At 42.9% G+C, this 14,032-nt stretch carries 7 protein-coding genes and 1 tRNA gene; 3 read left to right on the top strand and 5 right to left on the bottom strand.

The features are described from left to right. Window positions 1–123 precede the first annotated feature (123 nt). Genes glgX through malQ form a run of 3 tightly spaced genes read right to left on the bottom strand, consistent with a single transcriptional unit; the run spans window position 124 to window position 6,745 of the window. Complete coding sequence (glgX, locus tag AAEZ02_RS20905; protein WP_233768510.1) at window positions 124–2,223, bottom strand: glycogen debranching protein GlgX; 2,100 nt, start codon at window positions 2,221–2,223, stop codon at window positions 124–126. Between the two features lie 42 nt (window positions 2,224–2,265). Beyond that, window positions 2,266–4,500, bottom strand: a complete 2,235-nt coding sequence (glgB, locus tag AAEZ02_RS20900; RefSeq protein WP_124013066.1) for a 1,4-alpha-glucan branching protein GlgB — start codon at window positions 4,498–4,500, stop codon at window positions 2,266–2,268. Between the two features lie 13 nt (window positions 4,501–4,513). Next, on the bottom strand, window positions 4,514–6,745 hold the full coding sequence (gene malQ, locus AAEZ02_RS20895) for a 4-alpha-glucanotransferase (RefSeq protein ID WP_124013065.1): 2,232 nt from the start codon (window positions 6,743–6,745) through the stop codon (window positions 4,514–4,516). A gap of 593 nt (window positions 6,746–7,338) precedes the next feature. Between malQ and AAEZ02_RS20890 the strand changes: the two genes are divergently transcribed. After that, complete coding sequence (locus tag AAEZ02_RS20890; protein WP_124013064.1) at window positions 7,339–7,914, top strand: CoA pyrophosphatase; 576 nt, start codon at window positions 7,339–7,341, stop codon at window positions 7,912–7,914. A gap of 94 nt (window positions 7,915–8,008) precedes the next feature. Here AAEZ02_RS20890 and AAEZ02_RS20885 read toward each other — a convergent pair whose 3' ends face one another. Next, window positions 8,009–8,344, bottom strand: coding sequence for a hypothetical protein (locus AAEZ02_RS20885; protein ID WP_351124836.1), 336 nt, complete (start codon window positions 8,342–8,344; stop codon window positions 8,009–8,011). Window positions 8,345–8,525: 181 nt separating this feature from the next. Between AAEZ02_RS20885 and asnS the strand changes: the two genes are divergently transcribed. Then, window positions 8,526–9,926: an asparagine--tRNA ligase gene (asnS, locus tag AAEZ02_RS20880; protein WP_101031133.1), complete on the top strand. Its 1,401-nt coding sequence runs from the start codon at window positions 8,526–8,528 to the stop codon at window positions 9,924–9,926. Window positions 9,927–10,554: 628 nt separating this feature from the next. Here the strand turns inward: asnS and uvrB are convergent. Continuing rightward, window positions 10,555–12,576, bottom strand: coding sequence for an excinuclease ABC subunit UvrB (gene uvrB / locus AAEZ02_RS20875; RefSeq protein ID WP_124013062.1), 2,022 nt, complete (start codon window positions 12,574–12,576; stop codon window positions 10,555–10,557). A gap of 1,380 nt (window positions 12,577–13,956) precedes the next feature. Here uvrB and AAEZ02_RS20870 point away from each other — a divergent pair. Beyond that, a tRNA-Asn gene (locus AAEZ02_RS20870) sits at window positions 13,957–14,032 on the top strand.

The following is a 14,032-nucleotide window of genomic DNA, read 5'->3' as shown; positions in this document are numbered from 1 at the left end:
TCTTTCGCTGTAGTCATCAATTGCTCCTGGAAAATTCAGTATGAAATAACATTAAACTGCGACTCATTAAGCTAACGCGTTGACTGGCATCAACCACAGGCTCACTGTCTTTCGCTGTAGTCATCAATTGCTCCTGGAAAATTCAGTATGAAATAACATTAAACTGCGACTCATTAAGCTAACGTGTTGACTGGCATCAACAACAGGCTCACTGTCTTGGGTATGTAATAAACAATGCCAATATCGAAGATGGGGTAATTGCGGCAGGGCAAAGGTATGTGGCAACTCATCGGCATTAATCATCAGCAATAACGCCTCTGTACTCTCCGCAACAGCACCAACGTCTGCATCAGCTAAATTGCCGATTAAAATCACGCTTAAGGTGCGGGTATGATGTTCACACCAATATGATTTTGTCATTGCTTCACCTTGGCGGTTAAACCACGCTAAGCCGTTATCAAATAAGGCTTCCGGTTTATGAATAAACGCTTGATGACACAACATCGGGAAGCGTTTTCGCAAGCTAATCAACTGGGCGGTGAAATTAACTAACGACCAATCTATTTGTTGCCAGTCAAACCAGCCAATAGGATTATCTTGGCAATAGGCATTGTTATTGCCCTGCTGTGTTTGACTGGACTCATCACCTGCCAACAGCATAGGTACGCCCTGAGATAACAATAAACAGGTTAATAAGTTACGTTTTTGTCGGTCTCGAATGGCGTTAATAACCACATCGTCACATTCGCCTTCAATGCCATAATTACTGCTGCAGTTTTCTTGATGACCATCGCGGTTATCTTCACTATTTGCCAAATTGTGACGATCGCGGTAGCTGACCAAATCATGCAAACTAAAGCCATCGTGACTGGTGATAAAATTGATGCTGGCTGAGGGTCCACGACCATTATGTTCAAAAAAATCACTCGAGCCATGAAATCGCTTGGCAAACTCAGGTAATAAGCCACTGTCACCACGCCAGAAACGGCGCATAGCATCACGGTAACGATCATTCCATTCACTGAATGCCACCGGATAATTACCTAACTGATAACCCCCCGGGCCAATGTCCCATGGCTCAGCAATCAACTTCACCTTGCACAACACGGGATCTTGCGTAATAGCATCAAAAAAGCCGCTGCCTGGATCAAAGCCATAGGCCTCTCGGCCGAGACAACTGGCCAAATCAAATCGAAAGCCGTCTACCCCCATGACTTCAACCCAATATCGCAATGAGTCCATGACTAACATCAACACTTGGGGATGATTGAGGTTAAAGGTGTTACCACAGCCAGTATCATTAATGTTAAAGCGTTTTTCATTGGGCAATAACCGGTAGTAACTGGCATTGTCGATACCGCGAAAACTGTAAGTTGGCCCTAAATGGTTGCCTTCAGCGGTATGGTTAAACACCACATCGAGGATCACTTCAATCCCCGCAGAGTGAAGAGTGGAGACCATTTGCCTAAACTCGGCAATATCACCCTGTCCTGATAAATAAGCCGAATGTGGCGCCATAAACGCAATACTATTATAGCCCCAATAGTTATTGAGGCCTTTTTCAATCAAAAAAGGCTCATCAAAGAAACCATGCACCGGTAATAACTCAACGCAGGTGATGCCTAAATTTTGCAAATAATCAACTATCTGCGGGCTTGCTAACCCAGCAAAGGTGCCTTGTTGCTGTAAGCTGACATCAGGATGTTGTTGAGTAAATCCCTTAACGTGGGCCTCAAATATAATGCTCCGAGCCAGACTAATGTTAAGGGGTGTAATCGGAATGTCCTTAACAAATCCACAATCTATGACCTGTGCTTTGGGTAAATATGGCGCGCTATCTTGTGTATCAAACGACAAATCCTCCTTAGTAGCATCAATGTCATAGCCATAAAGCGCAGAGTGATATATCAGCGTACCCACCAACTTTTTCGCGTACGGGTCGAGGAGTAATTTATGATGATTAAAACGATGACCGAGTTCGGGCTGATACGGTCCAAAAACGCGGTAACCATACAGTAATCCCGCTTGAGCATCGGATAGATGGCAGTGCCAAATTTGCCGTGTTTGGTCGCGCATGATGTATTGCGCCACCTCAATTTGCCCCGTGGGGTCAAAGATACACAACACCACTTTGGTGGCGTGCGCTGAGAACAACGAGAAATTAACCCCGTCATCGTCAAGTGTCGCCCCGAGTGGATAAGGATAACCGCTGGTCATATCCATAACATACCCTTGTGAAGTAGAAACCATTATGTGAGCGCCAATTTATGCTGTTGGTTCATCCAGCTCATCTAGCGCAGGGGCCCAGAAACAGCACCCTAACGGTGGCACTGTTATCACGATACTTTGTGGCATGCCTTGCCACGGCGTAGCTTGTGTTTCACAAGCCTCATCATTAACCACATGACTGCCGCCATAATGACGATGGTCACTGTTGATGATCTCCACATAATCTCGATCGGTCGGAACTCCAATCCTGAAGTCGTGATAAACCTGTGGCGACATATTAACCACAATCACCACTGGCTGCTGTTTATTGATGCCAAAACGACAAAACACTAAAATGTTATTGTCAGCATTATTACCGTCGAGCCATTGGAAACCGTCACTATTGTGATCGCGTTGATATAACGCAGGGTATTGCTGATAACATTGATTGAGATCGCGCACCCAATCTTGCACACCTTGATGCGGTGCATAGGTTAATAAATGCCAGTCGAGGCTCTGGTCATGATTCCACTCGCTGCGTTGTGCAAACTCATTACCCATGAACAACAGTTTTTTGCCAGGATGCGACCACATAAAGCCGTAATAAGCGCGTAAGGTGGCAAATTTCTGCCAATCATCACCGGGGATTTTATGCAATAACGATCCCTTACCGTGTACCACTTCATCATGACTAAGGGACAAAATAAATTGCTCGGTAAAAGCGTACACTAAGCTAAATGTCAGTTCTCCATGGTGATAGCGTCGAAAAAGGGGATCGCTGCTGATGTAACGCAGCGTGTCGTTCATCCAGCCCATATTCCACTTAAAACCAAAACCTAAGCCGTTATTACTGGTCGCTTGAGTCACGCCTGGCCACGCCGTGGACTCCTCAGCAATCATATTAATCCCGGGAAAGGATTGGTACATGCGCGCATTTAACTCTTGTAAAAAACTGATGGCGTGCAGGTTTTCGCGGCCGCCAAATTCATTGGGGACCCATTGGTCGGCAGTGCGACTGTAATCGAGGTATAGCATTGATGACACGGCATCAAGGCGCAAACCATCAAAATGAAATTCGTCTAGCCAGTAATAGGCATTACTGTATAAAAAGCTGCGCACTTCCGCGCGGCCATAATTATAAATTAACGTGTCCCAGTCGGGATGCTCACCTTTGCGTGGATCTTCATGTTCATATAAGCAACTGCCGTCAAACCTAACAAGTCCATGAGGGTCGCGAGGAAAATGCGCTGGCACCCAATCCAGCAACACGGCAATACCTTGTTGATGGCACTCATCAATAAACGCTTTAAGACCATTCGCGTCACCAAAGCGGTATGTAGGGGCAAATAATCCCACTGGTTGATACCCCCAAGAACCGTCAAACGGATACTCACTGATGGGCATCAATTGTAAATGAGTAAAACCCATTTCTTTAACATACGGCACCAGCTCTGCAATTAACTGTGTATAGTCAGTATAATCTTGGCCGTCATCGCCCGTTCGCCGCCATGAAGCTAATTGCACTTCATAAATTGACATCGGTTGTGCATGAGACTGACTGCTTGCTCGGTCGGTTAACCAGTCACTATCTTGCCAGTCATAGTGTTCTGGTTTTGGAATTTTTGACGCATTATGTGGTGAGGGTTGCATCGCAACCGCATAAGGATCGGATTTAATGATCTCATTGCCGTGCATGTCGCAAATTGCGTATTTATAATGTTGTTCAGGTTCAACATCAGCAATAAAAATATCCCACAAGCCACTGCCTGGATGGTGGCGTAATACATGGCGTTTCTTGTCCCATAAATTAAAATCACCGATCAGCGCCACTTGCTTCGCATTAGGTGCCCAAACACAAAAATGGACACCCGTGACACCATGATGCTGGCGCCAATTAGCCCCTTGAAAGTGATAGGTTTGCAGCTGGCTTCCTTCACCAAAAAGGTACACATCATCTGGATCCAATACACTATCAAATTGATATGGGTCAATGATTAACTGCTCACACAATGGATATTTGACTCGCAATAAATACTGAAACGGCTTAACTCTACGAGCAATTTTACCGGCAAATAACCCTTGTTCATTGACATGCTCAAGGCTGGCCACTTTACGGTGGTCTTTAGCACTCAATACATCAACACTCAGCGCACCTGGCAGTAAGCAACGAACAACCAGTGCTTTACCGTCATTAATACTGTGCATTCCAAGCAATGAAAACACATCTGTGTATTCACCATTTAATAAGGCAATTTCGCTTCCTGAATGAAAATACGGGGTCGCTACAGTCATAGTCAATGATCCATTATTGGGCGTGTTTATCGGATGAAGAGGTGTCTGCAGCGCTATAGTTACTGCGAGTTTGCCGAGCAAACTTTATGGCATCGAGACGTTGCTGTACTTTAGGGCTTTGAGACATTTGCTTAATTGATAATGGTAATCGCCGTTGCCAATTAGGAAACTCTTTCCATGTCCCTGGAATATTCACCCCATGCTTATCGGCGACTAAGTCGCTCAACTGGACGCTGAATAATTGAGCATTGCCCTTCGCAGCCACATGGATCCAAGCCAACATAATACTATCAAAGTCCAATTGATCCACTGACACTGTCAAAGTAGGTAACTCAAACGCCTGTTCGCGGATAAGTAAATCGACTAACTGCTGCTTCTCAAGCTGACGCTGGACAATTATTTGTTGTAACTTATCATCAGTTTCAATCAACTCTAGCTCACGCCGTAGCCGTAAATCGGCACCCGTCCACCACGCTGCAAGCGTCGGCACATCATGATTAGCCAGCATCATCAAGCTTTGATACTTGTGGTCTTTTGGCGCCTTAAAGCCATGATGATCTTTACAGAAATAGAATAATTCGTTAGATAAAATGCCCGCATCGTGTAAAAGTGACACAATTTCGGGTGGCACTATGCCTAAATCCTCACCAATGACGATGCAACGAGCACGTTGACTTTCCAGGCAAACAATCGCTAATAAGGTTTCAAGCGGGTAATAGACATAGCTCCCTTGACCTAGTTCTTCATCCAGCGGCCACCACCATAAACGCAGTAGCCCCATGACATGATCAATTCTCAATGCCCCGCAATTTTGCATATTGCTGCGAACCAATTGAATAAAATGACAAAAATTATCCTGCTTTAATTTTACCGGGTCGAATGGCGTTAAGCCCCAATTTTGACCTTGTTCGGCAAATGGATCTGGCGGCGCACCAATGCTGGCGTTATCACAAAATAAATCCACATTGGCGCTAACTTCTGCGCCCTGACTCACCGCACCTACGGCCAAATCACGGATCAATCCAATACTCATGCCACACTGTTTGGCATTTAACTGACAAGCTTGTAATTGCTCATTGGCGATAAACTGCAGATACAAATAAAAGCCTGCATCTTGTGTGAAATTTTTTGATGCTAACTTCATTTCTGTATCAACAAATTGCATCAACGCCACTCTATCCTGCGCCAAAAATGCCAGATAAGCTTTGAACCTAGGGGTTTCTAGCTTAACGTGTTGATAGTTAAATATTTGATACAACTTCTCAAAAGCAGCGTATTTAAGACTTTGAACCTCCTCATAATTAATGAGATGAGCGTGATTAAGTGCGCGCTTTTTTTGTTGCCATTTCTGTGATGATAACTCCCCATTCAACGCTTTATACTCATAAACGGCTTCAATTTGAATGTACAAGGGATTTAACCGACGGCGATCTGTTGGGCTGTATGGACTGGGGTTATTTGGCTGGCTGATGTCTAAAGCATGTAATGGATTAAGCAGAATAAAATCAGCACCGGCCTGAGCCGCGTAATCAATAAGTTCGGCTAAATTACCAAAATCGCCGATACCCCATTGAGCATCATTACGTAATGCATACAGTTGAGCGTTCAACCCCCAAGATTGTTTACTGCTTGTTGATTTCTGCGCTAAACGCCCTTGATAAGCCATTGCGGGCGCAACCATCAATTGTCCGTGTAAGGTTTCTGTACGGGCAGGATCATTTAAAAACGCTAAGCTAGCCTGGTAGTAGCCTAGATGCAGGTTTGATTTATCAAGCAATAATCGATATTGGCAATAGCGCTGGCCGTTAATATAATACTCGCCAGTGATAACACAATCACTCACGTCAGCGTTAACAATAATAGTGTCAACGTTTTCACCGCTGACGGTCACTGCAAAGGCAAATGAATAATGCTCTGGCAGATAGATATCAATATGAGGTTTATCGATAGCACACCATTGGAATTGATGCAGCGGCATCAACCAAGGTAGCACATCAAGTTGCTCGATTCTCGCGGCTATCGGTTGCGCTGATAATTGTTGTTGTGTAAAAGCCTTCATGTCAAATGGCTGCTGGCCAGAATCATTATCTCCGTGAAGATGATCGTGTTGATGAAGAGATGACGGCAACAACATTGTGGTTAAAATGCCCTGCCTGTCCTTAGTAGGTATATGAACAAGATTACCGAAAAAATCGATAAATTCTGCCCCAACACCTTGCAAATACAGCAACTTCTCCAGTCCCATATTTGTCTTCCTCGTGATAATTAACTGCATTTATTCCAGCAGTTACCATGCCAGTTAATTATAACAAATACAATACAGATTAATGACAATAAAATAATAGAGCTCTTTATTTTAAATCAATCGCTTATCCTAAACAGTCACTATTAAAACGTTTATTTAATACAGTTGTTTTAACATTATTTATTGAGCACTAATGGTGCAATATACACAAAATAGTGCAGTTAATTAATCTGTCTCATGGGTGATATGCCTCAAAATAGCGCAGCTAATCGAGTCATTATTTCGATACTGATGGCTATGATGCTGACATCGAAAAGTCACCATAACGTTGCCGTCTAATAACTCAAGCCATGCCAATATTATGTGCTTCAATAAGTCGACAATGGACTCAACAGGGTTAAATCATCTTATTAATGTCTGTTAGCTTGGCGTTGTCACTGCTAAGATTGATCATGGTTACTCTAATTGCTGAAACAATAGAGACTTACAATAGGCTTGTTTGAGGTCATATGCGGTGCGTTGTTGGTTATTGAGTGACGCGAATACCGAATGTCAGCTAACGTAGAGCCAACAATTGGAAATACCCAATATCAATGAACAAACACGAATTCACCCTGCGCTATAACTTGCATCGCCTGCGTTCTACCATTACTTCTGCGCCCCAATCGTATCTTGGCCGCCAAGCAGCGGTATTAATCCCTGTGATTGAAATAGAGCAACAACTGCATCTTATGTTAACCCGACGTCCGATGCATTTACGTCACCATCCTGGGCAAATTAGCTTCCCAGGCGGCAAAGTTGAACCTGGTGATATTAATATTATTCATACCGCACTGCGTGAAGCACACGAAGAAATTGGTTTATCCCCAGAAAATGTTGATATTTTAGGTCTGTTCCCTGCCCATAAAACCTTTACCGGTTTTGAGATCACCCCTGTCGTGGCCTTAGTCAAACAGCCCTTTGAACTGGTGATCGACCCTGGTGAAGTTGATGATTGTTTCTCAGTACCCTTGAGTTTTTTTATTGAGCAGAGTAACCGTCATAAAATGTTTCATTACCGCCATGGCGCATATTATCAAGTGCACTTTATGCCATTTGAAGACAAGTTTATTTGGGGTGTAACAGCAGCAATAATTGACTTATTGTGCCGTCATATAGAAGTAAATTAACAACAGTGCATGGACGGTTTGCACCAAAAACCGATTTATTTTCAAAATCAATTCAGCTTCGAGCTATTAATAAGCTCAGCATACATAAGTGGATTTACACTAAGTAACGAATATACAAACCCGCTGACAGTGATACCAACAACAACAAGGGTATATTGACCCAAAAACCAATCCGCGTCGTGGTTTTGGCATAAAAGTTAACCAGTAGATTGAGAAAACTGATCCCAGCACACCACCAAATAAGATATTCCAATTTTATGGTTAATTCGGGGTCCCAATGTAATCGCACCAATACCCCTTTACTCAAAAAGTACCCTACCGCGCGATCTGGTCTGGCTTCGCCAAAAATAATCAATGCATAAATGGCTAAACTCCAGCCTAATAACGAAAAGATGGTCAACACCACTTGTATAATACCTAAACGAGACATGCCCTATTCCTTGGTTGACGAGATAATAAAAGGCTAATTCGCCAAATATTTAACCGACTTAGTCAAAAGTATCACAATATTCACCATAGAATAGCGTTTTCAGCTTGAGAAAAGTCACCAGCAAGGTAAGATAAACGCCAAATTTATATTTATATTCGTTATGTTGGAGAATTAAGCAACAATGAGCATTGCATCTGTCGCTTCTGTATTTAAAGCTGAACACGCCATTGGTTCACAAGTCACTGTCCGTGGTTGGGTCAGAACTCGTCGTGATTCAAAAGCGGGGATCTCTTTCTTGGCCGTGTATGACGGTTCATGTTTCGACCCTATTCAAGGTGTCGTGCCAAATAGCCTAGCCAATTACAATGACGATGTATTGAAATTGACTGCTGGCTGCTCGGTTATCATGACCGGTGAAGTGGTTGCCTCTCCTGGTGCCGGTCAAGCATTTGAACTACAAGTATCTGAAATCGTGGTCACAGGTTTTGTTGACGATCCAGATACTTACCCAATGTCGGCTAAACGCCACTCTATTGAGCATTTACGTGAACTTGCCCATTTACGTCCTCGCACTAACATTATTGGTGCAGTTGCCCGTGTACGTAACTGTTTATCCCAAGCTATCCATCGTTTCTATCATCAAGAAGGCTTTATTTGGGTATCAACTCCTTTAATCACGGCTTCTGACTGTGAAGGTGCCGGTGAGATGTTCCGCGTGTCGACATTAGACATGGAAAACTTGCCGCGTACTGAAGCCGGTAAAGTTGATTACGACAAAGACTTCTTCGGTAAAGAAGCATTCTTAACCGTATCGGGCCAGTTGAACGCCGAAACGTATGCCTGTGCATTATCTAAAGTGTATACTTTTGGCCCAACGTTCCGTGCTGAAAACTCAAACACCACTCGCCACCTTGCAGAGTTTTGGATGGTCGAGCCAGAAGTGGCGTTTGCAACCTTAGACGATGCTGCTGAATTAGCAGAAAAAATGCTTAAGTTCGCTTTTAAAGCAGTACTTGAAGAACGCATGGATGATTTAACCTTCTTTAACGAGCGTGTCGATAAAACGGTTATTGATCGTTTGCAGGCATTCGTCAGCAGCGATTTCGCGCAAGTGGATTACACTGATGCGGTAGAGATTTTGAAAAACTGCGGTAAAAAGTTTGATTTCGCAGTCGAATGGGGCATCGATTTACAGTCTGAACACGAACGTTATTTAGCAGAAGAGCACTTTAAAGCACCGGTAGTCGTTAAAAACTACCCTAAAGACATTAAAGCTTTCTACATGCGCTTAAATGATGACGGTAAGACCGTTGCAGCGATGGACGTACTTGCTCCAGGTATCGGTGAAATCATCGGTGGCGCGCAACGTGAAGAGCGTTTAGATGTATTAGATGCACGTTTAGCTGAAATGGACTTAAGCCAAGAAGATTACTGGTGGTACCGTGACCTTCGCCGTTACGGCACCGTACCTCATTCAGGTTTTGGTTTAGGTTTTGAGCGTTTAGTCTCCTATGTGACTGGCGTTAATAACATTCGTGATGTTATCCCATTCCCACGCGCACCTCGATCAGCCAGTTTCTAATTATCTCGATAATATAAAACTGCATAAACGCGCCAATTGGCGCGTTTTTTATTGACTGTTTGACCTGTTATTTTGATATTTACCCTCTTGCTATCGCCTTTCTACTCACCACATTGACTATCCCTATCTTAATGCGGGCGTCACAAGGTGATGGCCATGAATGAACTTAACATAAATGAACTTAACATAAATGCCACGAGTAAAGCTTATACCCACAGCTGTTCTGATAAGGCTTTGTTGTTCATGCTATTTCATTAATAATAAAATCAATCTGGGTAGGTGTTCAGTGAGTAAATGAACCGTTAGATATGGCTCATAGATAGCGATCTAAATATTAACAATATGAATGCTCTCTGAATTATCCCGCGACTAACGCTTCGCTCAGATCTCGATTTTTTTCCGCCAAATAAGATAAATAAAACAAAAAAAGTCAGCAAATTGCTGACTTTTTGTACCCACTAAATGTTGGCTTTCAATAATAGTCACGGTATTACGTGCGCCACCACTAATGCAAACCGAAACGAAGTTAATCAATTAACTGAAGCATAATCTCATCTGGTTAACTCCCTCGGCCAGATTTAGACATCTTGACATTGATAATGTGGCCGTTTGGTTTCAGCTGAATGTATTAACTATTTACAATGATGAGATCGCGTAAATGTTTGACGTCATCACGCACGGCCGCAGCTTGCTCAAACTCTAAGTTCTTAGCATGTTCATGCATTTGTTTTTCCAGTTTATCAATTTGATGACTCAAATCGGCAATGCTGGTGTATTTCGCTCGCTCTTCTGCCACTTCGGCATATTTAGAGTGATTTTTACGGGTACCTTTGCTGAAGTTAGTACCACCCACATCCATCACATCTGTGATACTTTTCACTACCCCTCGCGGTACTATGCCATTGTCAATGTTGTGTTGGTGTTGTTTTTCACGGCGACGATCAGTTTCATCCATGGCTTTAGCCATGGAGTTGGTGATGCGATCCGCATATAAAATGACTTTACCGTTAACATTTCGGGCAGCGCGACCTATGGTCTGTATAAGTGAGCGTTCTGAACGTAAAAAGCCTTCTTTATCTGCATCTAAAATGCACACTAATGAGACTTCAGGCAGATCCAGACCTTCACGTAATAAGTTGATTCCGATCAGCACGTCAAAATGCCCTAGACGTAAATCACGAATAATCTCAACTCGCTCAACGGTATCAATATCAGAATGCAGATAACGCACCTTCACTCCATGTTCGTCAAGATATTCGCTGAGATCTTCTGACATCCGTTTGGTTAATGTGGTGACCAACACACGTTCATTGACCGCCACGCGTTTGTGGATCTCAGACAAGAGATCGTCAACTTGAATTCCCACAGGGCGAACTTCAAGCACAGGATCGAGCAATCCTGTTGGCCTTACAACCTGCTCAGCTATCTCGCCGGAACTTTTTTCAAGTTCATATAAGCTGGGTGTCGCCGAAACAAAAATGGTTTGCGGCATTAACCGCTCAAATTCTTCAAACATAAGCGGCCGATTATCTAATGCTGATGGTAATCGAAACCCATACTCCACTAAGTTCATTTTTCGGCTTCTATCGCCTTTATACATGGCCCCAATTTGCGGCACCGTCACATGTGACTCATCGATGATAAGTAAGCCGTCTGCCGGCAAATAGTCTAATAAGGTTGGCGGGCCCTCGCCAGTGGATCGGCCTGATAAATAACGCGAGTAGTTTTCAATCCCTGAGCAATAACCTAACTCGACCATCATTTCAATGTCGTATTGAACGCGCTCAGTGATCCGCTGAGCCTCAATCAGTTTATTGTTATCGAGTAAATATTGACGACGTTCCCGTAACTCTTGTTTAATTTCTTCAGTCGCCGCAATAATTTTTTCTCGCGGAGTCACGTAATGTGTTTTTGGATAAATTGTGGTGCGAACTATTCGCTTATTAATCTGTCCGGTCAAGGGATCAAATTCGCTTAAGCGTTCTATTTCGTCGTCAAATAATTCAATTCGAATCGCTTCTCGTTCAGATTCTGCTGGAAAAATGTCTATTACTTCACCGCGAACACGATATGTGCCGCGTTTTAATTCAATGTCATTGCGTTTGTATTGTAATTCACTGAGTCGGATGAGAATGTCACGTTGCCCGATAAAATCACCCTGGCGTAAATGCAATAGCATTTTCATGTAGGAGTCGGGATCACCCAAACCATAGATAGCGGACACAGAGGCAATAAGTACCACGTCTTTACGCTCTAATAACGCTTTAGTGGCCGATAAACGCATTTGCTCAATGTGAGCATTAACCGATGCATCTTTTTCAATAAAGGTATTAGAAGCGGGTACATAAGCTTCTGGTTGATAGTAATCGTAGTAAGACACAAAGTATTCAACGGCGTTATGTGGGAAAAACTCTTTCATTTCACCATAAAGTTGCGCCGCAAGGGTTTTGTTGGGCGCCATAATAATGGTGGGCCTGCCCATTTGCTTGATGACATTGGCTATGGTGTAAGTTTTGCCTGATCCTGTTACGCCTAATAACGTTTGACTCGCAACACCTGATGCTAGGCCATCCACTAATTTTTTTATCGCTGTAGGTTGATCGCCCGCGGGTTCGAACTTGGACTCTAGGGAAAATACTGACTCTGACACAACACGGTTTCCTATTCTATTGAACCGATGATCATATACCTAAACACGGGGAAATGGCGATACATAATCGTACGGTATTAGCGGTAACTTACATCGATAAGCATGGGCATTGATAAACCCTTGACTGAAAAACCTTGGCCTCGCAGCTAAAATATTGTGAGATGATCTTATTGCGATATAAGATCATTATCAGTCAGATACTCCCTCAATATGACAGAATAAACGTCATTTAATGAAAGTAATAAACAACATCATTAGATCAGGTAGAAAGGTCGCTAATACGCCGAAAAATCAGGCTAAAGCTCAATTTAATACACAATCTATATGACAAAGAGATTACAATTTTGCAACTGACAGAACAGTGAGCAAAAAAAGAAGTTGCTTTTTTTATGTCACTGATTAAAAACAACTTAAATTATCGCCAATTAATTGTACCAATTTAAGTCCGACTCAAGTACTACAAGGGATTGCCGCTCATTTACAGTAGAAGTCCACAAGTTTATCCACAGATTTAGTGGATAAGTCAAGAAAGCTCAATACTGCTGCGGGGTAGCGCCCAAATGAATTTCATCAGAGCGTAAGAAAGTTGTGATGAAATTTAATTACATTTGCACATTTATACGAAAGATAGCGACAATAGTTCAGCTGTTATTTTAAATCATTAGTTAACTGATAGCTTAACAATGCATTGAAGGTCGATCAACATTGCGATCATATCTCGCCAGCTCAAATATTCATTCAACAACTATCACCCGACCCATCTCGCTTGTCATCATTGGCAACGTCCATGCAATGGCTTTTGAGATAATACCAATACTCGAATAACCCCGCCTCACCTGGCAGTCACGTCCGACTCTCTCTTTCGCAATGACATCACAAAGGCCCTCATCAAGTCTGTCGACGATATATTTATAATATGACCTGTGGTATCAAACTCCTTGCAATAAGAAAGCATACGCCATGACAAGGCTCTATGGCTCTATTCATCCAAGGTCTTCGTCGACTCAATATGATTAACTGGCACTTTCCAAAAAAAGTGTCGAAAACGAAATCAGTTTATTAACGAAAACGGATATAAACACGTTCGTCTTGCAAAACATATCTGAAAAAGGTCAACGTAAACACCCAGTCATAGACACCAAATATAAGCGCCCCAGCAGAATATCGTCGTTATCACCTTAAGAATGAATTTTAAGAGTAAGTGATTAATTTTCTTTTCATTGTTCAAAAATCGACATAAATGCCCAAAAGTCGTTCACGATGTGTGTTTGGTAACCAATTAGGCACATAAATGCGTTTTTTTTTATAACTCGAGTTGACTCAGTTACCAGAGCGTTTTACTATGCGCTCCGTTCTCGGCAATACATTGCTAAAAACGCTTCCCCAGTAGTTCAGTTGGTAGAACGGCGGACTGTTAATCCGTATGTCACTGGTTCGAGTCCAGTCTGGGGAGCCA

This window comes from Shewanella sp. T24-MNA-CIBAN-0130 (assembly GCF_040310185.1).
GTDB lineage: Bacteria > Pseudomonadota > Gammaproteobacteria > Enterobacterales > Shewanellaceae > Shewanella > Shewanella psychromarinicola.
The sequence above is the reverse complement of the archived record's forward strand: the minus strand, read 5'-3'. Positions and strand labels throughout refer to the sequence as shown.